17 protein-coding genes are annotated in these 22,048 nt (G+C 55.3%); 11 read left to right on the plus strand and 6 right to left on the minus strand.

From position 1 onward, the window contains the following. Positions 1-688 (minus strand): PAS domain-containing protein (locus tag ADICEAN_RS13830; RefSeq protein WP_040397279.1); only part of this gene is annotated, 688 nt, incomplete at its 3' end. A gap of 221 nt (positions 689-909) precedes the next feature. Here ADICEAN_RS13830 and ADICEAN_RS13840 point away from each other — a divergent pair. After that, on the plus strand, positions 910-3,858 hold the full coding sequence (locus ADICEAN_RS13840) for a PD-(D/E)XK nuclease family protein (protein WP_009196243.1): 2,949 nt from the start codon (positions 910-912) through the stop codon (positions 3,856-3,858). A gap of 87 nt (positions 3,859-3,945) precedes the next feature. After that, positions 3,946-4,356 (plus strand): hypothetical protein, encoded by a 411-nt coding sequence (locus ADICEAN_RS13845; protein WP_009196244.1) that lies wholly within the window; start codon positions 3,946-3,948, stop codon positions 4,354-4,356. Between the two features lie 390 nt (positions 4,357-4,746). Here ADICEAN_RS13845 and ADICEAN_RS13850 read toward each other — a convergent pair whose 3' ends face one another. Further along, entirely contained in the window at positions 4,747-5,397 is a 651-nt protein-coding gene (locus ADICEAN_RS13850) for a hypothetical protein (protein ID WP_009196245.1), read from the minus strand. A gap of 254 nt (positions 5,398-5,651) precedes the next feature. Here ADICEAN_RS13850 and ADICEAN_RS13855 point away from each other — a divergent pair, with 254 nt between their 5' ends. From ADICEAN_RS13855 to ADICEAN_RS21350, 4 genes are all read left to right on the plus strand, one after another. After that, entirely contained in the window at positions 5,652-7,166 is a 1,515-nt protein-coding gene (locus tag ADICEAN_RS13855; RefSeq protein WP_009196246.1) for a GH3 auxin-responsive promoter family protein, read from the plus strand. Between the two features lie 72 nt (positions 7,167-7,238). Then, complete coding sequence (locus tag ADICEAN_RS13860; protein WP_040397284.1) at positions 7,239-8,417, plus strand: 1-deoxy-D-xylulose-5-phosphate reductoisomerase; 1,179 nt, start codon at positions 7,239-7,241, stop codon at positions 8,415-8,417. An 8-nt stretch (positions 8,418-8,425) separates the two neighbouring features. Beyond that, entirely contained in the window at positions 8,426-9,796 is a 1,371-nt protein-coding gene (gene rseP / locus ADICEAN_RS13865) for an RIP metalloprotease RseP (protein ID WP_009196248.1), read from the plus strand. A 410-nt stretch (positions 9,797-10,206) separates the two neighbouring features. After that, positions 10,207-11,889 (plus strand): WG repeat-containing protein, encoded by a 1,683-nt coding sequence (locus ADICEAN_RS21350; RefSeq protein ID WP_009196249.1) that lies wholly within the window; start codon positions 10,207-10,209, stop codon positions 11,887-11,889. Between the two features lie 6 nt (positions 11,890-11,895). Here the strand turns inward: ADICEAN_RS21350 and ADICEAN_RS13875 are convergent, their stop codons facing one another. From ADICEAN_RS13875 to ADICEAN_RS13885, 4 genes are all read right to left on the minus strand, one after another. Beyond that, a complete protein-coding gene (locus ADICEAN_RS13875; RefSeq protein WP_009196250.1) occupies positions 11,896-12,417 on the minus strand; it encodes a cupin domain-containing protein in 522 nt (173 codons plus the stop codon). Positions 12,418-12,534: 117 nt separating this feature from the next. After that, complete coding sequence (locus ADICEAN_RS13880; protein WP_009196251.1) at positions 12,535-13,257, minus strand: hypothetical protein; 723 nt, start codon at positions 13,255-13,257, stop codon at positions 12,535-12,537. Between the two features lie 113 nt (positions 13,258-13,370). After that, on the minus strand, positions 13,371-14,015 hold the full coding sequence (locus ADICEAN_RS23315) for an OmpA family protein (protein ID WP_009196252.1): 645 nt from the start codon (positions 14,013-14,015) through the stop codon (positions 13,371-13,373). After that, a complete protein-coding gene (locus tag ADICEAN_RS13885) occupies positions 13,970-15,337 on the minus strand; it encodes a TolB family protein (protein WP_009196253.1) in 1,368 nt (455 codons plus the stop codon). The genes ADICEAN_RS23315 and ADICEAN_RS13885 overlap by 46 nt, the downstream gene beginning before the upstream one ends. A gap of 186 nt (positions 15,338-15,523) precedes the next feature. Between ADICEAN_RS13885 and lon the strand changes: the two genes are divergently transcribed. The 5 genes from lon to ADICEAN_RS13910 all read left to right on the plus strand — a co-directional run. Further along, positions 15,524-18,004 carry an endopeptidase La gene (gene lon, locus ADICEAN_RS13890; RefSeq protein ID WP_009196254.1) on the plus strand — a complete coding sequence of 827 codons (2,481 nt, stop codon included), beginning with the start codon at positions 15,524-15,526 and terminating at the stop codon, positions 18,002-18,004. Positions 18,005-18,060: 56 nt separating this feature from the next. Next, complete coding sequence (gene porQ / locus ADICEAN_RS13895; protein WP_009196255.1) at positions 18,061-19,041, plus strand: type IX secretion system protein PorQ; 981 nt, start codon at positions 18,061-18,063, stop codon at positions 19,039-19,041. A 56-nt stretch (positions 19,042-19,097) separates the two neighbouring features. After that, positions 19,098-20,507, plus strand: a complete 1,410-nt coding sequence (hslU, locus tag ADICEAN_RS13900) for an ATP-dependent protease ATPase subunit HslU (protein WP_009196256.1) — start codon at positions 19,098-19,100, stop codon at positions 20,505-20,507. A 134-nt stretch (positions 20,508-20,641) separates the two neighbouring features. After that, positions 20,642-21,355, plus strand: a complete 714-nt coding sequence (locus ADICEAN_RS13905; RefSeq protein ID WP_009196257.1) for an SDR family NAD(P)-dependent oxidoreductase — start codon at positions 20,642-20,644, stop codon at positions 21,353-21,355. 56 nt (positions 21,356-21,411) lie between these two features. Then, the coding region (locus ADICEAN_RS13910; RefSeq protein ID WP_152426437.1) for a DUF4421 family protein at positions 21,412-22,048 on the plus strand (637 nt) is incomplete at its 3' end.

A 22,048-nucleotide genomic window follows, 5' to 3' on the forward strand; every position in this document is an offset into this window, starting at 1 on the left:
AGCTGACCCGACTGCCCCAGCAGCTCGGCCCGGCTGCCATCGCACTCAGCAGGTAGATCAGGCTGAAGGGAAGATCCTCCCAATCCCGGGAAAGAACCTGGCTGATCTGCCGTCCGGCCTCCTGCAGGCTGGTCACCAGTACGGTAGCCTCTGCCACATCATTTATGATCTTTAACCGCCGCTGGCCCAGTACCGTGCTGGTCACTTCACTACAGGCACAAAACATACCTCCTACCCGGCCGCCTTCTGCAGGTGCCGGACTATAGGAAAAGGTCCAATAGGTTTCCTCCAGAAAGCCCTTTCGCTCCAGCAGCAGGCGCAGCTCCCGGGCATAAAAGGAGGTGCCTTCTTCCATCACCCCCTTCACCACCTCACCAATCTGCTCCCAGATCTCGGCCCACATCTCCCGGGCCGAGGCCCCCAGCGCCTGGGGGTGTTTTTTGCCCAGCGCCGGCAGGTACGCATCGTTGTGGAACATGTACAGCTCTTCCGACCACCACACAAACATGGGAAAAGAGGAATGCAGAATCAGGCGAAGGGTGGTCTTTAAACTATCCGGCCAGTGGGCGGGATCTCCCAGGGGATGGGCATTCCAGTCATAGGCCCGCATAAGGGCAGCCATTTCACTTTCTCCTTCAAAAAGACTCGTAAGGGTGGTATCGGCAGGGGTAGGCACAAACTCAGGCATGCAGAACAGAAAAAATAAAAATTACTTAAAAATTCGCAAAGTTACCAACTGTTTCAGGCATATCGGCCATATTCTGCTCAAAACTGCCCCCACCCATCCCCTTGCCTGCGGTAGCCAGGGTAGCCTGTTCAGGCCTGGGCCAAAAAGTTTTTGTGGCCTGCCCTTCCATTTGCCCGGCGTACCCAATACCTTGTGAGGCAAATCCAACACGTCCCGCCCGCATGCGCACATTTCTGGAAGAACTTGCCTCTGAGGTCCTGACGCATTATCCCGATCAGCTGGATGGGCTAACACTGGTATTTCCCAACCGAAGGGCGGGCCTGTTCTTTCAGCAGTACCTGGCCGGGCAGCTCAACCAGCCGGTATGGTCGCCGCAGGTGCTTACCCTGGAAGAATTCATTGGCTCGCTCAGCCCTCTGAAAAAAGCCGATGGACTGCTGCTGGTCTTTGAGCTTTTTGAGATCTACAAAAGCCTGGCCCCTACCGATGAAAGCTTCGATAAGTTCTTTTTCTGGGGTGAAATGCTGCTGCAGGATTTTGATGCCGTAGACCAGCACCTGGTTGATGCCCGCCTGCTGTTCACCAATATTGTGCAGCTGAATGCGCTGGATGGCGGCCTGGACTTTCTCAGCGAAGAGCAGATAACTGTGGTACAGGAGTTCTGGCAACACTTTGGCACGGCCAACAGCCGGCAAAAGCAGGAGTTTATAGCTATCTGGGAAATTCTGCCGCAGGTGTACGCCCGCTACCGGCAGCGCCTGCAGGAGCTGGGCATTGGCTACCAGGGCCTGCAATTTCGGCAGGTAGCCGAGGCCTGCCGGACCCTACAGCTGGAGCACCCCTACCGGCATGTGGTATTTGCCGGCTTCAATGCCCTTACGCCGGCCGAAGAAAGCGTGCTCAGCCACTTTATTAAAAACGAGGGCGCCCGCATGTACTGGGATACCGATGCCTATTACCTGCAGGACCTGTGGCAGGAAGCCGGCCATTTTTTGCGGCGTCACGCCCGCAGCAAGATCCTGGGGCCTACCTTTCCGCCAAGCCCCCCTGCCCACCTGAAGGGGAGCAACAAATACATTGAGTTCATAGGCGTGCCCCTGGAGGTAGGCCAGGCCAAAGCCATGGGTGAAAAGCTGCTGCACTGCCTGCAGGAGCAGCAGGGGTTAAAGCTGGAACGCACAGCCATTGTACTGCCCGATGAGCACATGCTCTTTCCGGTGCTTCACTCCATCCCCGAGCAGTATACCGACAGCCGGGGCAGCGTGCACCCCATCGATACGGTAAATGTTACCATGGGCTACCCCCTGCGGAGCACCCCCCTCTTTAGCCTTATTGAGCTGATGGTGGAGCTGCAGGGCAGTGCCCGGGGCGCAGGAGCGAAGGCGCAGTTTCACTTCCGCACCGTGCTGGCCCTGCTGCGGCACCCCTACATCTACTACGTTCAGACCGAGCTGGCCCGGGAAAACATTCATGCCATAGAGGCCAAAAACCGGGTGTACCTCTCGGCCAGCGAACTAAAGGGCGAAAGCCCCCTTTACACCACCCTGTTTCGCCGCATTGAGGGCATACAGCCCCTCTTTGATTACCTGCTGCAGGTGCTGGAACTCATCAACGAAAGTATTAACGAAGAAAATTATGAGCAGCCCACCCTGGAGCAGGAGTACATTTACCAGTTTTTTACCCACCTGAAGCGCCTGCGGGAGCTGGTGCAGCAGCAACGGCTGCAGCTGCAAATGCCCGTATTTCTGAAACTGCTGCGGCAGATTGTGCAGGAGCAGCGCCTGCCCTTTACCGGCGAGCCACTCAGCGGCCTGCAGATCATGGGGGTGCTGGAAACGCGCCTGCTTGATTTTGAAAACCTCTTTATCCTGAGCATGAATGAGGGCACCTTTCCCCCAGCGCCCTCGCATGGTTCCTTTATCCCCTATAACCTGCGCCGGGGCTGGGGGCTGCCCACCTTTGATCAGCAGGATGCCCTCTACGCTTACTATTTTTACCGCATGCTGCAGCGGGCCAAAAATGTGCACATCTTCTACAACACCAGCAGTGCCTACGGGCTCAATGGGGAGCGCAGCCGCCTGCTTTACCAGCTGCTGTATGAGTCGGGCCTGCCGGTGCGCCAGCAGGTGCTAACCCACCCCCTGCAGCTGGCCCGGGCCCTGCCGCTGGAAATTCCCAAAAGCCAGGGAGTATGGGAGGTGCTGCAGCAGCACCTGAGCCTGCAGGGAGACCCCCCCGCCCGCCGCTTTACCCCCTCGGCCCTCAACACCTACCTGGACTGCCGCCTGCGCTTTTACTTCCGCTATGTAGCCGGCATACAGGAGCCCGATGAGGTGCAGGAGGAGGTAGACCCTGCCGTATTTGGCAACCTGGTGCACAGGGCCATGGAGCTGCTCTACCTGGAGCACATCCGCGATAGCAAGGGAGGCGTACCCGTGCTGGAGCCCGAAGACCTTCGCCAGCTGCACCGCGGCCTGCCGGCGGTGGTAGACCGCGCCTTTGCCGAGCATTATGGAGTTAAAGAAGTAAGCTTTGAGGGGCGCAACCACATTGTCCGCAGCATCGTGGAGAAGCTGGGCAGCGCCATTCTGCGCTGCGATGAAGAATATGCCCCCTTTGAGATCATTGCCCTGGAGAGTGAAAGCCACTTTAGCAGGGGTGAGCGGGCAGAGAATCGCTACCGCATGGAGGTGCCCATTCGCATTGGCGGGCAGGCCTACCGGGTAGGCCTCAAGGGCATCATTGACCGCATTGACCGCAAAGAAGGCAAGGTGCGCATACTGGACTATAAGACCGGGCAGGACGAAAAACGCTTCGAGAGCCTGGCCTCACTCTTTGAGCGGGACAACCTGCGCCGCAACAAGGCCGCCATGCAGACCCTGCTCTACAGCCTGCTGTACCTCAGCGCTCATCCACAGGAAGAAGCAAGGGTGATCCCCGGCCTGTACAACAGCCGGGAGCTGTTTTCGCCCGGCTTTGATGTGCGCCTGGAAATAAAGGGCGAACGGGGCTACCAGCCCGTGCAGGATGTGCGGGACTATGCCGATGACTACCTGGCTCAGCTGCGCAGCCTGCTGGAAGAATTGTTTGATCCGGCCATTCCGTTCACCCAAACCGAAAATTTGCGTAAATGCGAGTATTGCGCCTACCGAGGCATGTGCCACCGGTAAAGGGGGAGCCTGCAGCGGAGCATTTTTTTGTGCAATGAACTGTTCTGCCTGCACAGGCCTTATAAGAAGGATGAACAAGACAAACCTATGAAATACCTAGCCATTATGCTGCTACTGCTGGCCTTTGGCTGTGCGTCTGATCCGGACCCAGCCGATGCTGCACTGGCCGAATCAGCCCAAGACGAGCTGCACATCCATTTCCAGACCGGCTTTTATCAGGACACCGTAATACTGCTGCATGGCAATGAGATCATTTACCAGAATGTACTTACAACCGGAGAGGAAAGCGGCCCTACCGACAAGCTATCGATCCCCAAGACTGCCCTAACCGATGCCCTGCATTTTAGGGTAAAGAAAGGGGGCCAAACCCTTGAAGGCGCCCTGCCCGCCAATACCGACCCCTACATTGGATTTTACCTGAGTGCCGGCAGTGTGGTAAATGTATATTCCAGCGAAACCCCCTTTGTGTACGAACGCAAGGCCGAGCAGGCACTGTAAGGTACGCTAAACGTCTCATGTAGCTGGCATGCAAACATGAGTCATCCCGAATTTTGAAAGGATGAAATTTGAAGCAAAAAACGGCTTGGAAAGTTATTCAAGCCGTTTTTTGCTTCTAGAGGCTCGTCATTCCGAGCCGACGCGGCGCGGGAGGTACGACCGGGCCTCGGTGGCGAAACGGTCCGCCGCTGCGGGAATCTGGCATCCAAGCATAGAGTAACCAGATTGCTTCTTCCGCTCCGGGGGCGCCCCCCGCTCCATCGCAAGGACGACTCTAGATAATATAAACGGCCTCTGAAATTATTCAGAGGCCGTTTTTAATTAAAAATGAGTATTCCCAAAAATTCGGGATGATTCATGTTTCGGTGCTTTAAGAATTCTTCTTACCCCCTACATCTTATTGTAGGGGAATTTTCGGGAGGCTTTGCGCATCATGGCATTGATAATGCTGTTGGTGTCGCTGCCCAGGTCCCGGGAGAGGCTTTTCTCGTATTTCCAGAGCAGGGCCCCGGAGGCGCCATCGTTGATGTTGATGGTGCACTTGCCCGAATTGGTAGGGCCGGAAAAGCCCACCAGCACGTTCATGGCAATGGCGGCCCCATCGGACATGGGCTTGTCGGTGTTCAGCGTGCCTCCTACTACCCCATCTACGCCCAGCATGCCGGCCAGTTCCTGCGGCGTAAAGGAGGTAATGTTCTCATCCGTTACCCCATTCTTGGCCAGAATGGCGTTAGTAGTGTTCACATCCTGAAAATCAACAAAAAACTCATGCTGGCCTTTGCGCTTCAGGAAATAAGAATGCATGGCGCTCTGTACGGCCAGGCCCTCCTGCTTCAGCATCTCGCTGTACTCCTCAGGGGTATACTGCTCCATTTGCTTGGGGCGCAGCTTAATAATGGCTTTAAAAGGCAGGATCGCCAGCGTTTTGTGGTCTTTGGCAATGGTGGAGAATTGCGGGTTGGTGTAGATTTCCCGGTTCTGGGCCTGGGCCGTAACGCCAAGCAGTAGCATGCCAAGGGCAAGTAAAAAAGTGGTTTTCATAAGCTGTAAAAAGGTGTGGGTAAGGGTGTTAACTATGCAAAGGTAGAAAATAAGAATGCAATAATCATCCTATTTAATCATTTTATATTTCTAATTACAGGAACGGTTGTTTTTGCCTTTTTCTAAGGGGTACTATCAGGCCAAGTGGTTGGAGGGGCTTTTTTGCAAACATCTGCCCTTCCCCGGGGCTTACCTAGGTAATCAAGACTTAAAAGTATTCTCCAATACCGGGATTCACCGTATCTTTACCCCCTATGGGCATACGTTCAGTACTTAGCAAACCACTCGCTGCCTGGGTGGCACGCCAAACCCGCCAGTGGTCCGGCCGGCCGGCCGCTTCCCAAAAAGAGGTATTCCGCTACCTGGTGGACTCCGCCAGAAACACCGCCTTTGGCCGGGAGCATGATTTTGGCAGCATCAGCAGCTATGACGATTTCCGCCAACGCGTACCCCTGGCCGATTATGAAGACCTGAAGGGCTACATTGAGCGGGTAAAGGGGGGCGAAAAAGACATCCTGTGGCCAGGCAAGCCCCTCTACTTTGCCAAAACCAGCGGCACCACCTCCGGCACCAAGTACATTCCCATTTCCAGGGAGTCCATCCCCTACCACATCAACGGCGCCCGCAATGCGCTGCTCAGCTATGTGCACAGCACCGGCCGGAGCCAGTTTCTGGATGGCAAGCTCATCTTTTTGAGCGGCAGCCCCGAAATGCACCAGGAAAACGGCATCCACATCGGCCGCCTCTCCGGCATTGTTAACCACCACGTGCCCCAGTACCTGCGCACCAACCAGATGCCCTCTTATGAAACCAACATGATGGACGACTGGGAAGCCAAGGTGGATACCATTGTGCAGGAAACCCTGGACAAGGACATGACGCTGATCAGCGGCATTCCCCCCTGGGTGCAGATGTATTTTGATAAGATACAGGAGCGTACGGGCAAGAAGATCAAGGATGTGTTCCCCAACTTTTCGCTCTTTGTCTACGGAGGGGTGAATTTTCAGCCCTACCGGGCCAAGCTGTTCGAAAGCATCGGCAAGACGGTGGATAGCATTGAGACCTACCCGGCCTCCGAGGGCTTTATTGCCTACCAGGACCTGCAGGCCGATCTGCGCCAGGGCAACCCCGGCCTGCTGCTGCTGCTCAGCCACGGCATCTGGTATGAGTTTATTCCGGCCGACCGCTACTTCGAGAAGGCCCCGCCCCGCCTGAGCATTGAGGAGGTGGAGCTGGGCGTTAACTATGCCGTGGTGATGAACACCAATGCCGGCCTGTGGGGCTACAGCATTGGCGATACGGTACAGTTTGTGAGCAAAGACCCCTACCGCATTATCGTAAGCGGGCGCATCAAGCATTTTATCTCGGCTTTTGGCGAGCATGTGATCGGCTCCGAGGTAGAGGAAGCCATGCGGGCCACGGCCGGCAAATTTCCCGAGGTAGAGCTTATCGAATTTACCGTAGCGCCCCAGGTAGCGCCTAAAGAGGGGCTGCCGCTGCATGAGTGGTTTGTGGAGTTTGCCAGGGCGCCTAAAGATTTGGCAGCCTTTGAAAAAGAACTTAACTTGCAGCTACAGCAGCGCAATACCTATTACGATGATCTGATCACCGGCAAGGTACTGCGGCCCCTGGAGATCAGGCCGCTGCAGCGTGGCGCCTTTCAGCAGTACATGAAAAGCCAGGGCAAGCTGGGCGGCCAGAATAAGGTGCCCCGCCTGAGCAACGACCGCAAACTGGCCGACGGGCTGGCGGCGTATGGAATGGATTAGAAGGGTCGCCATGGCGCCACATCAGGACAGATTTCTCCTGCAGGAGAGTGGCCATACGGCCGGGAGGTGTTTTTGAAAGAGACGAAAAAGAAACAAATAGCCATCCTTGGCTCTACGGGTTCCATCGGCACACAGGCCCTTGAGGTAATAGCGCAGCATCCCCAAACCTTTGGCGTAGAGGTGCTGACCGCCCAGAACAATGCCAGCCTGCTCATTGAGCAGGCTTTGGTGTTTACCCCCAATGCGGTGGTCATCGGCAACGAGGACCTTTATGAGCAGGTGCGCGATGCGCTGCTGCCGCACGATATCAAGGTCTATGCCGGCGAGCGGGCGCTGGTCTCTGTTATGGAGATGGAGAGCATTGACCTGGTGCTGACAGCCCTGGTGGGCTATGCCGGCCTGCTGCCCACGCTCCGCGCCATAGAATACGGAAAACCCATTGCCCTGGCCAATAAAGAAACGCTGGTAGTGGCCGGCGAGCTGGTAACCGGGGCCGCCCGCGGCAAAGGGGTCAACATCTACCCGGTCGATTCCGAGCACTCGGCCATTTTCCAGTGCCTGGTGGGCGAGTTTCACAACCCCATTGAAAAGATCATTCTTACTGCTTCCGGCGGCCCCTTCCGGGGCAAGACCCGGGCCGAGCTGGCAGCGGTTACCAAAGCCCAGGCCCTGAAACACCCCAACTGGGACATGGGCGCCAAGATCACCATTGATTCGGCCTCGCTCATGAACAAGGGCCTGGAAGTGATCGAAGCCAAGTGGCTCTTTGGCCTGCAGCCGGAGCAGATCGAGGTGGTGGTGCATCCGCAGAGCATCATTCACAGCCTGGTGCAGTTTGGGGACAGCTCCATTAAGGCGCAAATGGGCCTGCCCGACATGAAGGTGCCTATCCAGTTTGCCCTGAGCTATCCCGAGCGGCTGGCGGCGCCTTTTCCACGCTTCAATTTTCTGGACTATCCGCAGCTCACCTTTGAGCAGCCCGATCTGGACACCTTTCAAAACCTGGCCCTGGCCTACGAAGCCATGAAGCGGGGGGGCAATGCCCCCTGCATCCTCAATGCGGCCAATGAGATAGCGGTGGCTGAATTTTTAAAAGACAAAATCCGTTTCCTGGATATGCCCGCACTGATAGCCGCCTGCCTGGCCAAAGCTACCTTTGTGGAAAAGCCTACGCTGGAAGAGTATATGCAGACCGATGCAGAAACCCGCCGTTTGGCACTAGATTTGTGTAAATCCAATACTGTTCACTAAACTACTACATGGAGAATCTTGTAATGATTGGCCAGCTGCTGCTGGGCTTATCCATCCTGATAGGCCTGCACGAGCTGGGACATATGCTAACGGCGAAGTTTTTTGGCATGCGGGTGGAAAAATTTTCCATCGGCTTTCCGCCCAAGATCTTCAGCTTTAAGGCAGGCGAAACCGAATATTCCATTGGCGCCATCCCTCTGGGCGGCTTTGTGAAGATCAGCGGCATGATCGATGAGTCGCTGGACATGGAATCGATGGGGGCTGAGCCCCAGCCCTGGGAGTTCCGGGCCAAGCCGGCCTGGCAGCGCCTGATTGTGATGATGGGCGGTATAATCGTCAATATCGTGCTGGGCATCATCATCTTTGTCTTCCTGACCTATCGCTACGGCGATACCTACATTCCGCGGGATGAAGTGGTGAACCACGGCATTGTAGCCCTGGAGTATGGCCAGAAGATCGGCCTGCAGACCGGTGATAAGATCCTGAAGGTAAACGGGCAGGAGTACGAGCGCTTTAACGAAGTGGCCCGCGGTACCGAGGTGCTGCTGGGCGAAAACAGCTACTATACCGTAGAGCGCAACGGGGAGATCATTGATGTGCCCATTCCGCCCGATCTGCTGGAGATCTTCACCGATAAAAATACGGCCGACCAGTTCATTGACATCCGCCGCCCCTTCCGGGTAGGTGAGGTGGTAAAAGGCTCCAATGCCGAAGCCGCTGGCCTGCAGGCGGGCGATCGCATCATTGCCATCAACAGCCAGCCGGTCAATTACTTTCATGAATTTACCCAGGAGCTGGAAAAGCATTCCGGCAACAAAGTGCGCCTCACCGTGCGCCGCCCCGATGTGGTGGCCGAGCCTGAGCAGGCCATTCAGCTGGCCGATGATGCTCCTGCCCAAACGGTAGAGCTCACCAGCAGTGTAACCGAAGATGGCAAGCTGGGCTTTGCGGCCGAGTCGCTGCTGGATGTGCGCCGGCTGCAGTATGGCCTGGGCGAGTCCCTGGGCGAAGGTACCCAGCGGGCCTTTGAGTCGGTGTGGCTCAACATCCGCGGCTTTGGCAAGATCTTCAGCGGTGATGTAAATGTCTCCAAATCGGTAAAAGGCCCCATTGGCATCCGGGAGATCTACGGCGGCACCTGGGACTGGACCCGTTTCTGGACCATCACCGGCTTGCTGAGCATGTGGCTGGCCTTTGTGAACTTCCTGCCCATACCGGCCCTGGATGGCGGCCATGTGATGTTCCTGACCTATGAGATGATCAGCGGCAGCAAACCCAGTGACCGCTTCCTGGAGGTGGCCCAAAAAGCCGGCATGATCCTGATCTTCGCCATCATGGGCCTGGTGCTCTTTAACGATATCTTTAACCTCTTTGTGTAGGGGTTGACAAACAAGAGAATTAGGCAATAGACCATAAATCATCCTAAATTTTATAAATGGCTAAAGCAGACTCAGATTCTTGATTTTTAGCCCAATGCCATAAAGAAACAACACCATCTTGTGCTTAAGCGAACGGGAGAGATTTTGGATAAGACATTTCATAAATACTGGCATATCAGTGTTTCTCCCCGCTCGGCGGCTTCACGGGCCGAAATAACAGCCAACCTTACTAAAAAAGCCTCAGAATGAATCCTGAGGCTTTTTTATTGATCTTCCGCCTAAAAATTTAACTGATTTATACCTGCCAGGCGGGAGATACGGACTGTATTAATAATAATACATGGAAAATGTTACATGAAAAAGGCAGATGAGTCTTGCATTCTTATTTTTGCCGCTTAACATTTTTCTCTATGCTCAGATATTCTTATCTCTTTCTGCTCTGCTTTATTACAGGGTCAGTGCTGGCTCAGAAGGGCGTAGCCCCACTGCCGGTCTATATGACCGATCAGCAGCCTACTCCTTTTATTTCGGGCAAGGGGAAAGAGGTATTTCAGCTCCCGGCAGGTCATAAACCGGTGCTGGAGTTTCCAAGCAGTTCATATATCATTCATATGGGCAATCCGTACCCGCTACAGCCCTTTCAGGAAGGCCTGTGTCCGGTACGCCGCCCCGATGGCAGCTATTACTGGATTAACCAGGCAGGTCGGCTCATCAAAGATTTTGGGAACCGCTATAGTGCCATGTCGCCGCCTCGGGGAGGATATGTGCTGGCCTGGCAGCCGTTTGAGGGCCGCCCAGATGCCAACTGGGTACTCTACCTCGATGCAAATGGCGAAAATGCCTTTGGCAATAAGCGCTATTGGGAAGCAGGCCCCTTTTCCGAAGGCTATGCACCGGTGCAATTGCACAACGGGCAGGGAGAGTGGGGCTATATTGATCAGAGTGGCGAGATCAAGATTAGACCCCAGCTTTCTGGCATTTACCGTTTGGGAGCATTTTCCGAAGGCATGGCACTGGTCACTACCAATCATGCCACGGCCCAAAGCAATTATAACTTCAGCTATCATTACATCAATACCAAAGGCGAAGTGGTACTGTCACTGACGGAACTCATGCCCGGAAGAAAAGTGTACAATGCTGGTACCTTTTCCGATGGTTTGGTGGCAATAAGCTGGTCCAGGCCCACAGATGAATTTAAGGATGTAACGTATCTGGATAGCAATGGCCTTGTAGTGTTGTCATTTGAGCGGGTGCAGGCGTACTCAAGGTTTAGCCAGGGACGTGCCAGTATGGTGCTGGCCACCCCTGTGGACCGCAGGAGCTTTACCATTGAGCCCTTTCTGATAGATAAAGCCGGCAAGCGCAGCAAGCTGTTGGTGGCGGAGGGCGAGGGGCGCCTAAGCGATCTATCCCGCTTTAACGAGCAATATTTTTCTGCCACGCTGGTGAAGCAGGATGGGTTGCATAATGCCCTTTTTGACACGGAAGGAAGACTGGTGTTTCAAACCCAGTCTAGTCTGGCAGGCTCCACCAAAACCTTGCTACTGGTAAAGAAAAATAAGTACCATTACCAGATCTTTGATTATAGCGGCAGGCTGCACTGGCAAACACCCCCCGCCAACCGGGAATTTACCAACCTGGCAGAAGCACTGCCTTTTAAAAAGCAGGTACGCCAATTTAGCTGCACCGATGCCGATGAACTGCAGAACGTTCTTGCTTCGCTGAAAAAGCTGGAGAAATTATCTATCTCCTATCTTGCTGTTGCTCAGTTGCCTGAAAGCTTGGGGCAGCTGCATCATCTACGGGAGTTGAGCATTGGTTACATGGACAAGTTGGAACGCTTGCCGGAAAGCCTTGGACAGCTACAGCAACTGGAGCGCCTAGAGGTTGCAGATTGCAAGCAGTTGCAGGGCCTGGAAGCACTCATTGAGCAATTGCCAGGACTTAAAATGGTCTACCTCATTAACCATGATCTGGCACCTGGCTTTAAGAAGCGCATGCAAAAAGAGCGCCCTCAGCTGGTATTTGATGGTTTTTCAATGGGAGAAATTGAAATTATGGAAGTAGATGTCTTCTGGGATGGCGAGGAATAGGCCTTTTCAGGCAAATGGCTTCTCCTGCTTCCAGGCAGTCAGTAAGTGTCCCGCTTTGCCCTCAAAAGGGTCGGCAGGAGGCATGGGCACCTTTGCAATTGCTTTTTTCTTTTCCTCCGGATCATCCTTTTTGGTGCAGACATCATAGTCTTCCTGCCCTTGGGGGTAGGCGCCGATCACCCCAAAATCTTCTGAAGCCCAGGTGCAGCAGTGGCCAACCCCGGCAGGAATCACCACCCCATCGCCGGCTTTTACGTCTATCTCCTCGCCACCCGGCCCGCCAAAGACCAGCCTTGCGCTGCCGCTGTAGACGCCCAGCACTTCGTGGGAGGTGCTGTGGTAATGGTGGTAGCTATAGATCCCATTGGTCCAGCTGCCGGCCCACTCATGTTCCGAAAAGCGGTCCCGAAAGAACTGTAGGGGGTCGTTTGCTGCTGCGGCTATCCCCTTGTACAGCAAAAGGGGGTAGCGGGGGTTGTTGGGGATGCGGCTCTTTGGAGCCAGATGGTGGGGGCTTACGGATGCCATAGAGGTACGGGATAGAGGTACGGGTTAGGAAGCTTAACCTTGGTAACCCCCTAACAAGCGCTCCTGTTTTTAAAAAAAGGCAGTCCCGACCCTGGGGCAGGGGCTGCAATAAATCCTTTAATACGCTCGCAGCGCCTGGCTCATGTACTTCTGCTTGGGCGCATTCAGGTAGAAGGGTACAGAGAGCATCACCGCACCGCCGATCATATAGCGCAGCGATTTTTTGTCATTTTCGCTCAGCACCACGCCGGGAGGGGTCAGTTCTTCCTCCTGATGGCTAAATGACTGGTGGAACCCTTTCACAAGCAGTGCAGTGCCCACAGCATACAGGCCCAGCTGGGTCCAGCGCAGGGCATTGGCTTTGCGGTAGTGGGCCATGGCCAGCGGACTGTCGTTCAGATCGGCCCGCAGGTTGGCCAGATTCATTTTCTTCAGCGCATCCCCATCCTTGGCGTAAAAGAAATGCCGCCAGCTGTAGCTACCGGTGTACATACCATGCTGGTGAATGTTTACATAGTAGCCATCAATACGGTCGGTTTTAATGCCCCGCTCTGCCAGCGTATTGTGGTAGGGGGCGGGCATGCGCCGGAAGTGGCGGAACCGGCCCTTTTCCGGATCATAGCCCTCCACAACCTGAATGTCTCTGATAAGGATCTTCTGATCCTTTTTCAGGGGGTTTAGCTGAATGTGCGGCTGGTTAAAGAGTGTAGGGGTGTTAATAATGCCCACGTAACTGGTCCGGAGCGTATCGCCATTGTTCAGCACGATGGTGATGCCACTGCCCTGGGCAAAAACGGCCAGCGGCAGGGCCAGCAGGAGGGAGAAAATAAGCTTTTTCATAAGGAGAGGAGTAAGCGCGTTATCTATGGAGTGTGCACTCTAACGAGCGTGTGAAACAAAGAGTTTAGGAACAAATGAGCTGCTGCCTTCATCAGTCATACGCAGCCTCAGGGCTAGTTGCGGGCTTCTTCGTCCTGTCCGGGACGGATCAGCTCAAATTCTACCCGGCGGTTCAGTTTTTTGTCGGCAGCGGTTTTTTCCTCCACAATAGGTTTGGTGCTGCCATAGCCAATGGCTTTTACCTGCGCCGGGTTTACACTGGCAAATTCCACCAGGTACTCCATAATGGCCAGGGCCCGCTTCTGGGAGAGCTGCTTGTTCTGCTCTTCGTTGCCATCGGAATCGGTATGGCCCGAGATGGTCAGGTTTACCTCCGGATGGTCAATCAGGAAGTTAGCCAGCTTGTTCAGGTCCGGGTACATGGCCGGGGTAACGGTGTAGCTACCACTAGCAAAGTCGATGGTGGTAAACTCCAGCTTTTTGGTGATGCTCTGGGTGCTGCGCTCTATCTCGGTATCGCCCTCCAGATAAAACAACTCTTCGATCCGGAAGAAATCATCGCCCTGGATAATGAGCAGGTAGTTGCGGTCTTTGATCAGATCGAACTCAAAGGTGCCGTTGGGCCGCAGGTATTTCGGCTCGATCTCCACCCCCTTGTCCAGGTCGATGATGCCCACAATGCCCTTTAGCGGCAGGCCGGAATCAGCATCCTTCAGCGAGCCCTTGAACTTGGTGGTGGCCAGCGGCTGGGCGCCCATGGGCAGCGGAAAGGAGTAAAGGTCCAGGTTTTCATCTTATCCTGCTTGCTGGCCGCATAATAGAGGTCCCGGGCTTCGGAATCGATGGTAAAGTAAAACTCGCTGCCGGCCCCATTCACCAGCGGGCCAATGTTGATGGGCTCACCCCAGCGGCCCCATTTCCAGTAGCTTTTAAAGATATCGAACTCCCCGAAGTTGAGGTTCTGGCCATTGGAGCTAAAGTAGAGGATGTTGTAGCGGGGGTGAATAAAGGGGCTCACCTCGCTGTGGCGGGTATTGACCACCGGGCCTGCATTTCTGGCAGGGCCCCATTCGCCGCTGCGGCTGCGCACCGAATACCAGATGTCTGACATGCCAAAGCCGCCGATGCGGTCGGAGGCAAAATAGAGGGTGTCTTCTGTTTGGGAAAGGGAGGGATGCGAGTCCCAGGCAATGGAATTGAGGTTTGCACCCAGGTTTTTTACCCCGCCCCAACGACCATCGGGCTGCTGGCTGGCCATAAACAGATCGCAGCTGCCATAGCTATCGGGGCTGTCGCAGCGGCTGAAGTAAATGGTTTTGCCATCGCGGCTAATGGTGGCCGAGCCTTCGTTGAATTGGCTGTTGATGCCCTCCAGGGGTTCTGCCTCGCTCCAGACCCCATCCTGCAGTTCGCTGAAATAAAGGTCTTCGTTCACCGTTTTCTTGATGCCTACCTGCTGCACATTGCGCTTGGAGGTCAGGATCATGAGGGTGTTCTGGAAGTTGAGTGTAGGGCCGTAATCTTCCATATAGGAGTTTACATTCTCACCCATGTTCAGCAGCACCGAGCGGGGCGGCATGAGCGTATCTACCTGCCGGCGGTAGTCTACCAGCTCATAATAATACTCCAGGGGCACATACAAGTCTGCCTCGTTTTTGTTAAGTTCGTTATAGTGCAGTTCTATGGTGCGCAGGTCAATATCACTGCGGTGGTGTTTGAGCACCAGGCGATAGTACATGCGGGCTTCATCGGGATTGCCTACAAGTTCAGAGAGCTTGGCCAGGCGCCAGAGGTAATAGGTGTCTTTGTAGAAGTTCTGAATGCCGAAGTTATTTACATACGCCTTCAGTGCTTTGTACAGGGCTGGCCAGTCCTGCTTCTGCTCCAGCCGCTTGATCTGGTCCAGCTTTTTGGCGTCGCTGTAATAGGCCGTGCGGTTCACATTCTTGAACAGGGGAATGGGCAGGTTGCGCACATCGGTGGTATCTTGCTGCAGCTGCGCCCGTGCTGTCAGTCCCGGGGCAAGCCAGGCTGTCAGGCACAGTGACAGACAGGAAAGAATGCGGAAAATATTTTTCATTTCTAAATCTCCACTAGCACCAACGAGTGCGTATCTCAACGACGCCACGTACAATGAATTGCCCCAATTATGCAAAAATACGCTTTTTCTTTGTATTTTTGGCATTTGCCTTGCAGAAAGTAGGAAAGCCTGCGGATACAGGTTTTTTGTGAAATTGGTGCCATTGTGGCACAAATACAAATGTGAATGAGTAACAATTATAGCCCCTTAAAGGGGACCATCGTTTTTGACGATTATAGCAGCGAAGATTCTGACGACCTGGTGCAGCTGATCACTCCCGATGCCGGGGGCGAGCTGGACGATAAGAGCATTCCGGACGAGCTGCCCATTCTGCCTGTTCGCAACACCGTGCTCTTTCCCGGAGTGGTACTGCCCATAACGGTAGGGCGGCAGAAATCCATTAAGCTGGTAAAGGAATCCTATAAAAAGGAACGCCTGGTAGGGGTAGTGGCCCAGAAAAAGGATACCTCCGAAGAGCCGGCCTTTGACGAGATCTACAAGACCGGCACCATTGCCAAGATCATTAAAATGCTGGTGCTGCCCGATGGCAATACCACCATCATTATCCAGGGCAAGCAGCGCTTTGCCATTACCGAACCGGTGCAGGAAGACCCCTACCTGAAGGCCAAGGTGCGCCTGATCAAGGAGAAATTTCCGGCCCGGGAAAGCAAGGAAACCAAAGCGCTGGTAACTTCCCTGAAGGATGCCGCTGCCAAGATCATCGAGCTCAATCCCGAGATCCCCCAGGAGGCCCAGGTGGCGCTGGACAATATTGAAAGCACCCCCTTCCTGACGCATTTTCTCTCCTCCAACATCAATGCCGAGGTAGCCGATAAGCAAAAGCTGCTGGAGATCGACGATGGCATCCGCCGCGCTACCCTGCTGCTCAAATACATGCTCAAGGACATTCAGATGCTGGAGATCAAGCAGGAGATCCACCAGAAGGTGCATACCGACATCGACCAGCAGCAGCGCGATTATTACCTGCGCCAGCAGATAAAAGTGCTGCAGGATGAGCTGGGCCAGGACTCGCCCGATCAGGAAGTGGAGGCCTTGCGCCTGCGCGGTGCCAAAAAGAAATGGCCCGAAAAGGTAGCCAAGCATTTCAATAAGGAACTGGACAAGGTACTGCGCATGAACCCCATGGCCGCCGAGTACCCCGTAGCCCTATCCTACTCCGAGCTATTGGTAGAACTGCCCTGGCAGGAGTATACCAAAGACAATTTTGACCTGCAGCGGGCCCGTAAAGTGCTCGACAAAGACCACCATGGCCTGGAAAAGGTAAAGGAGCGCATTCTGGAATACCTGGCTGTGCTCAAACTGAAGCAGGACATGAAAGCGCCCATCCTGTGCCTCTACGGCCCTCCCGGTGTAGGCAAAACCTCCCTGGGCAAGTCGGTGGCTAAGGCCCTGGGGCGCGAATACGTGCGCATGAGCCTGGGCGGCGTGCATGACGAGGCCGAGATCCGCGGCCACCGCAAGACCTATGTGGGCGCCATGCCGGGCAAAATTGTGCAGAACATCAAAAAAGCAGGCTCCTCTAACCCGGTATTTATTCTGGATGAGATCGATAAGGTAAGCTCCGACTTCAGGGGCGACCCCTCCTCGGCCCTGCTGGAGGTACTGGACCCTGAGCAGAACGATTCCTTCCAGGACAATTACCTGGAGGTGGAGTACGATCTGAGCAAGGTGCTCTTTATTGCCACTGCCAACTCGCTTGATACCATACAGCCGGCCCTGCGGGACCGGATGGAGATCATAGAAGTAACCGGCTATACGCTGGAAGAAAAACTGCAGATCGCCAAAAAACACCTCATTCCCAAGCAGAAAAAGGAGAATGGGGTAGGCCTAAAACTGCTGCAGATCACCGACGAAGCCATCTCGGCCATCATAGAGGGCTATACCCGGGAGTCGGGTGTGCGCCACCTGGAGCGGCAGCTGGGCAAGGTGGTGCGCTATGCAGCCAAGTCCATTGCCATGGAGCAGGAGTACCATAAAAAGGTATTGCCCAAGCACCTGAAAGAGATCCTTGGTCCCGAGATCTTCGATAATGAAGAATACCAGGAGCATGACTATGCCGGCGTGGTTACGGGCCTGGCCTGGACCCAGTTTGGCGGCGAAATCCTCTTTATCGAAAGCAGCCTGAGCAAGGGCAAAGGCAAGCTTACCCTAAGCGGCAAGCTGGGCGATGTAATGAAGGAATCGGCCATGGCCGCCCTGAGCTACATCCGGGCCAATGCCGAAGAGATTGGCATTGATTACCGCCTCTTTGACAAGTATGACCTGCACGTGCATGTGCCGGCCGGTGCGGTACCCAAAGACGGGCCCAGTGCGGGCATTACCATGCTTACCTCCATGGCCTCGGCCTTTACGCAGCGCAAGGTGCGGGACAAGCTGGCCATGACGGGCGAGATTACCCTGCGTGGCAAAGTGCTGCCGGTGGGGGGCATTAAGGAAAAACTGCTGGCCGCCAAGCGGGCCGGCATTACCGATCTGATCTTCTGCTATAAAAACCGCAAGGATATTGAGGAGATCAACCAGCGCTACCTCAAGGGCCTGAACATTCACTATGTGGACCGGGCCGATGAAGTGCTGCAGATTGCCCTGATGCCCCAGAAGGTAAAAGGAGCGCGCCAGTTTGAGCTGGAAGACGTTAAAAAAGATTAAGTTGAAAAAAGGGCGTTCGCTGCTGTTGGTAGGGGAGCCCTTTCTTTTTAGAGATAGTGCCCATACGCCTGTTTGCTCTTATTTTTCTGCTGCTGGGGGGTGCCCGGGCAAACGCCCAGATTGGCGGCCGGCATTCCTTTGCCTTTTTGGATCTGCCCCCTACGGCAGCCGTAAGTGCCCTGGGCGGCGCCACTACGGCCGCTCCCCACGGGCTGGGCTTCTGGCAATACAATCCGGCCCTGGCCGATTCTGCCAGTGCAGGGGTGCTTTCCCTGGGCTACCTTCCCTGGTTTGCCGATATCCGCCAGCTGCAGCTGGGCTATGCACAGCCCTTTAAAGGGGGATATCTGCTGGGAGGGGTACAGTACCTTAGCTACGGGCAGCTGGAGGGCTATGATCCCAGCGGGGCGCCGGAAGGCCGCTTTTCGGCCAGCGACTGGGCTATTTCGGGGGGCTATACCCATCAGTTCGGCCCCTTTGCGGCGGGCGGGCTGCTGCGCTGGGCCTCCTCTGGCATCGCCGGCTACCGGGCCTCGGCCTTGCTGCTGGATGCCGGAGGGCGCTTTCGCCACCCGCAAAAAGACCTTACAGTAGCCTTTTTGATCCGCAACCTTGGTGCAGGCATTGGCCGTTATGCAGAAGAGGTCACTGAGTTGCCGCTTGATGTGCAGCTGGGTGTTTCCTATAAGCCGCAGTTTATGCCTTTTCGCTTTTACCTGCAGGCGCATCACCTGCAGCAGCCCCGGCTGACGCAGGGGAGCAACAAAGAAGATGTTGCACTGTTTGCTAAGGTACTGCGGCATGTGAGCCTGGGTACCGAGCTGGTGCTGAGCCGCCAGGTGCAGCTGCGCCTGGGCTACAACTACCTGCGCCGCCAGGAGCTGAAGCTTCCCGAAGCGGCAGGAGGCGCCGGCCTTTCGGCCGGGCTGAGTGTAGGTGGCAAGCGCTTCCGTTTTGATGTGAGCCGGGCCTGGTACCATGCCGTAGGCGGCAGAAACCAGCTGAACCTGGCCCTGAATATGAATAATTTGCTATAGCTGGGGGTTTTCATGAACTGCCTCCTGCTTATTATAGCGTATAGACTTTAATTTTTATGCTGAACGAATCATCTTATCTGACTCCCCGCGAGATCGTTGCCGAGCTCGATAAATACATCATAGGCCAGAACGATGCCAAACGCAACGTGGCCATTGCCCTGCGTAACCGCTGGCGGCGCATGAATGTGCAAAGCGAGATCCAGGGCGAAATTGTGCCCAATAATATTCTGATGATTGGCGCCACCGGCGTGGGCAAGACCGAAATAGCCCGCCGCCTGGCCAAAATTGCCGATGCCCCCTTTACCAAGGTAGAAGCCTCTAAATTTACCGAAGTAGGCTATGTGGGCCGCGATGTGGAAAGCATGGTGCGGGACCTGGTAGACCAGTCGGTAAACCTGGTGAAGCTGCGCAAGCAGGAGGATGTGAAGGAAAGAGCCGAGCGCATGGTAGAAGATGCCATCCTGGACATTCTGATCCCCCCTGTAAAGGGTGCCGCAGGCCGCAGCTCGGGCGGCTTTACCATAGAGCAGCCCGATAGTGACCAGATGCCCACTACCGATGAGGAGCTGAACGAACGCACCCGGGAGCGCTTCCGGGATAAGCTGCGGGCCGGCGAGCTGGACGAGCGTAAGATTGAGATCAACATCAAAAAATCGGCTGCCTCCAACATTGGCATGGTTGGCGGCGGCATGATGGACGAGATGAGCATGATGAACCTGCAGGAAATGCTCTCCAACATGATGCCCAAAAAGAGCAAAAAGCGCAAGGTGAGCATTGCCGAAGCGCGCAAGCTGCTGATGGAAGAAGAAGCTGCCAAGCTCATTGATATGGATGAGGTGAAGGAAGAAGCCATCCGCAAGGCCGAAAATACGGGCATCATCTTCATTGATGAGATCGATAAGGTTGCCTCCAGCTCGGGCAGCGGCAAAAGCGGCCCCGATGTAAGCCGGGAGGGGGTGCAGCGCGATCTGCTGCCCATTGTGGAAGGCAGCAGTGTGACCACCAAGCATGGGGTGATCAATACCGATCATATCCTGTTCATCGCCGCCGGGGCTTTCCATGTAGCCAAGCCCAGCGACCTCATCCCTGAGCTGCAGGGCCGCTTCCCCATCCGGGTAGAGCTGGAAAACCTGACCGAAGACGATTTCTACCACATCCTGAAGGAGCCCAAAAATGCCCTTACCAAGCAGTACGAGGCGCTCTTCGATTCAGAAGGGGTACGGCTGGAATACCAGGACGAGTCCCTTCGGGAACTGGCCCGCATGGCTTTCCGCCTTAATGCCGAGGTAGAGAACATTGGCGCCCGCCGCCTGCATACGGTCATGAGCCAGCTGCTCAATGATTTTCTCTTTGATGTGCCGGATAAGATCGGCCCCAATGCCCAGATCGTTATTACCCCCGATATGGTGCGGGAACGCCTGAGCAAACTGGTACAGAACAAAGACCTGAGTCAGTATATTTTATAAGGTATGGGGTATGGGGTGTCAGGTACGAGGAAGAATAGGGAGCGCAAGCGTTAATACGTTCAGGCTTCATACCACGCAGTGGCCGCCCCATACCCCACCCCTCATGCCCCATACCTGATACCCCATACCCCTATATGAAACACGCCTATATTACCGGCACCAGCCGGGGCATTGGAAAAGCACTGGCCGAGCTGCTGCTACAGGAAGGCTGGACCGTTACGGGCATTTCCCGCAGCAGAAGCCTGGAACATGCAAACTACCGGCATGTGGAGGCCGATCTGAGCGGCCCCTGGCAGGAGTGGCTGCCCCGCATCTTTGCCGAGCATGGCGAGGGGGATCGGCTGGCCCTGATCAATAATGCCGGCACCCTCGGGGTGGTCGGCTATATGGGGGCGCTGCCGCCTGAGGCGCTGGCCGGCGCGCTGGCGCTTAACAGTACGGCTCCCTCTCTGCTCACCAATGAGTTTCTGAAACGCTACCCCCGGCAGGAAAAGCTGGTGCTGAATGTAAGCAGCGGAGCCGGTCAGTATCCGGTAGATGGCTGGGGACCCTATTGCAGCAGCAAGGCGGCCCTGGACATGCTCAGTGAGGTAACAGCCCATGAGGCAGCGCTGGCCAAGCGCTACAACCTGCATGTATTCTCCGTATCGCCCGGCGTGGTCGATACCGCCATGCAGGAGCAGATCCGCCAGACCGAAAAGAGCGCTTTTAGCCGCATTGCCTACTTTCTGGACCTGAAAAGGGGCAGCCGGCTGGCCAATCCGCAGGAGGTGGCCCGGCAGATGCTACCCCTCATCGAGCACCCCGACGAGTACCAGGGAGTAAAGCAGGATGTGCGCAAGCTCTAGCAGCTAACCAAAAGCCAGGCTGCTGCGTATGGAGGTATAAGTTGAAGCACACCACCTTGAAACTACCTTATATTTTTCTGTCTCTGTTGCTGCTGTGCGGAGCACCGGCGCTTGCCCAGAAGGCAAAGGGGGAAGATAGCCTGCGGGTACGCAGTGGGAATTTTTACTACTATCCCAAAATGTTTGCCGTGCGCCTGATCTACCAGGAGCGCCGCTTGCCTCTGACCTTAAGTCCGCTAAGCGATGGTCGGGAGGCCTCCTATCAACCCAATAGTAACCGTTCCATTGGAATTGGGGGAGCACTGGTAGGAATTAGTTTTTCGGTTTCCATGGCGCTGCCAAAGCCGTTTCAGCGCGATCCCGAGCTGTATGGCAGCACCACGCAGCGTGATTTGCGGCTCAATGCCTTTGCCAAGCGCCTGGGTCTGCAGCTGGACCGTCAGGATTACCAGGGCTATTACCTTAATAATGTAAACCAGCTGGACCCTGCCTGGAAGAGTCAGGATGGCTTCCCGCTGCGCTCCGACCTGCGCACCCGCCGCCTGGGGGTAGGCATATCCTATCTGCTGCGGCCCGATCAGTTCGCCTATAGCGTGGCCTTTAATAATATTCGTCGGCAGCGGATAGGGGGGGACGTTCTTTTTTCAGGTCTATGCTGGCCGCCTATGGGTGCAGGGCGACTCCCTGCTGCTG

It is taken from the genome of Cesiribacter andamanensis AMV16 (assembly GCF_000348925.1).
Lineage (GTDB): Bacteria > Bacteroidota > Bacteroidia > Cytophagales > Cyclobacteriaceae > Cesiribacter > Cesiribacter andamanensis.

Bases quoted from the DNA above. Each gene is read 5' to 3' on its own strand.
- ADICEAN_RS13855 (WP_009196246.1), top strand. From the start codon at position 5,652: ATGGGCATACGTTCAGTACTTAGCAAACCACTCGCTGCCTGGGTGGCA.
- hslU (WP_009196256.1), top strand. From the start codon at position 19,098: ATGCTGAACGAATCATCTTATCTGACTCCCCGCGAGATCGTTGCCGAG.
- ADICEAN_RS21350 (WP_009196249.1), top strand. From the start codon at position 10,207: ATGCTCAGATATTCTTATCTCTTTCTGCTCTGCTTTATTACAGGGTCA.
- ADICEAN_RS23315 (WP_009196252.1), bottom strand. From the start codon at position 14,015: ATGGGCGCCCAGCCGCTGGCCACCACCAAGTTCAAGGGCTCGCTGAAG.
- ADICEAN_RS13850 (WP_009196245.1), bottom strand. From the start codon at position 5,397: ATGAAAACCACTTTTTTACTTGCCCTTGGCATGCTACTGCTTGGCGTT.
- rseP (WP_009196248.1), top strand. From the start codon at position 8,426: ATGGAGAATCTTGTAATGATTGGCCAGCTGCTGCTGGGCTTATCCATC.
- ADICEAN_RS13875 (WP_009196250.1), bottom strand. From the start codon at position 12,417: ATGGCATCCGTAAGCCCCCACCATCTGGCTCCAAAGAGCCGCATCCCC.
- ADICEAN_RS13885 (WP_009196253.1), bottom strand. From the start codon at position 15,337: ATGAAAAATATTTTCCGCATTCTTTCCTGTCTGTCACTGTGCCTGACA.
- ADICEAN_RS13845 (WP_009196244.1), top strand. From the start codon at position 3,946: ATGAAATACCTAGCCATTATGCTGCTACTGCTGGCCTTTGGCTGTGCG.
- lon (WP_009196254.1), top strand. From the start codon at position 15,524: ATGAGTAACAATTATAGCCCCTTAAAGGGGACCATCGTTTTTGACGAT.
- ADICEAN_RS13905 (WP_009196257.1), top strand. From the start codon at position 20,642: ATGAAACACGCCTATATTACCGGCACCAGCCGGGGCATTGGAAAAGCA.
- ADICEAN_RS13840 (WP_009196243.1), top strand. From the start codon at position 910: ATGCGCACATTTCTGGAAGAACTTGCCTCTGAGGTCCTGACGCATTAT.
- ADICEAN_RS13880 (WP_009196251.1), bottom strand. From the start codon at position 13,257: ATGAAAAAGCTTATTTTCTCCCTCCTGCTGGCCCTGCCGCTGGCCGTT.